Annotated in this window: 1 rRNA gene and 1 pseudogene; both read right to left on the reverse strand. The window is 68.4% G+C overall.

The annotated features are described in order from the left end of the window. Positions 1-98 precede the first annotated feature (98 nt). Positions 99-902: pseudogene (locus FLV34_RS39150) on the reverse strand (folylpolyglutamate synthase/dihydrofolate synthase family protein); the annotation flags it as partial. Between the two features lie 840 nt (positions 903-1,742). Beyond that, positions 1,743-1,851: ribosomal RNA gene (gene rrf / locus FLV34_RS39155) — 5S ribosomal RNA — on the reverse strand; the annotation flags it as partial.

Here is a 1,851-nt window from a genome sequence, read left to right on the forward strand (position 1 = left end):
TTCTGTGTTTCCCGCGTCGCTCATCGGGGTGCTCGGACCCGCCGGTCGTGCCGGAGGCGCGCGATGAGTCGTGCCGGAGGCGCGCGATGAGTCGTGCCGTCACCTGCCGTCAACGCCTCCACCGCCGCCAGGGCGCCCGCGGCGTTGCCCGCCTGGTGCGCGCCGTACAAAGGCAGGAACACGTCCTCGTACACACCCTTCAGGCCCCTGAGCTGAAGCATCTGGCCGCCCATCGCGAGCTCGCGATGCAGCACGCCGAACTCCAGCCCCTCACGGGCGACCACCGCACCGACGTCGGCCGCCCGCCGCATCAGCACCTCGGCGGCGGGCAGCGCCTGCTGCGCCAGCACCGCCGTCGCCTTCGGTTTGATGATGCCGGCCTTCTCTCCGGCGATCGTCGCGATGTCCGCACCCAGGTAATCCGTGTGATCCAGCGAGATGGGCGTGATGACGGACACCGTCCCGTCGGCCACGTTCGTCGCGTCCCAGGTGCCGCCCATACCGGTCTCGACCACGGCGACGTCCACGGGCGCGTCCGCGAACGCGGCGAACGCCATCGCCGTCAGCACCTCGAAGAAGCTCAGCTTGCCCACCCTGGCGTCGATCATCTCAAGGTAGGGGGCGACGTCCTGGTACACCTCGGCGAACCGCTCCTCCGACAGCGGCTCGCCGTCGATCGAGATGCGCTCGCGCATCGACTGCAGATGAGGGCTGGTGTAGCGGCCCACCCGCAGGTTACGCTCGCGCAGCAGAGCCTCGACCATGCGCGCGGTGCTCGTCTTCCCGTTGGTGCCCGCGACGTGAACGACCTTGTACGAGTTCTGGGGGTCGCCGAGGATCTCCATCAGCGCGGTGATCCGATCAAGAGTGGGGCTGAAATCCCACTCCACTCCCCGTGCCATGATCGCTTGCTCGACGGCTCGATATTCCACGATCCTCAGCGTACGGGAACTACCGCCCGCCCCTTCACGAGGCGGTACGCGCTCCGGGGGTTGAGCGGGGCAAGGTCGGAACTGAGGTCATGTGGGTCGAGGTGACCGGGTGTAGTTCGGACCGGCCAGGAGGACAGGCGCTCGGGACGGACATGCTCGGGACAGGTGTGCCTGGGACGGGCGCACTCGGGATGAGTGTGCCTGGAATGGGCGCGCTTGGGACGGGTGTGCCTGAGACGGGCGTAGTTCGGACCGGTCAGTTGGGACGTCACTGCGCCGGCCGGAAGCTCCGGTCCTCGCGAAGCCCGCTCCGCTGGGCCTTCGCTGCGGTCCTCACTCCCGCCCGCTCCGCTCCTCCCGCATCCCCGCTCGCGCCCCCTCGGACGCCCGCCACCCCCCGGCCGACCGCTCGCGCCAACCCACAAAAGCCCCTGCCCCACACCCGACCAGCCGCACGCGCCGCAGGGCACCCCTGTGTTGTCCCTCATCCGCGGCCTGCCGACTCCTGCGTTGCGTTCCCCACCGACACGCCCCGCCCCAGCACTGGCCAGCCCCGGGAAACCTTCCCCGGACATGCGAAAGCCCCGGCCACACCCCGGCCGGGGCCACCACACCACCCACCACACCCACACCCACCGCCCACACACACGCAGGAACAGGCAGCGGGAACCAACACCCAGCAACCCGCCGGGGAACACACCCCAGGAACACACCCCAGGAACAACCCCCGGAAACAAACCCGCGAAAAAGAAAGGTGCCCGAAAATGCGGAAAGGCCACCCTCTACGGGTGGCCCCTCCATATAAAGATTGTCCGGCGGTGTCCTACTCTCCCACACCGTCCCCGGTGCAGTACCATCGGCGCTGACAGGCTTAACTTCCGGGTTCGGAATGTAACCGGGTGTTTCCCTGCCGCTATGA

The sequence above is a fragment of the Microbispora sp. CSR-4 genome (genome assembly GCF_008033685.1).
In the GTDB taxonomy this organism is placed as follows: domain Bacteria; phylum Actinomycetota; class Actinomycetes; order Streptosporangiales; family Streptosporangiaceae; genus Microbispora.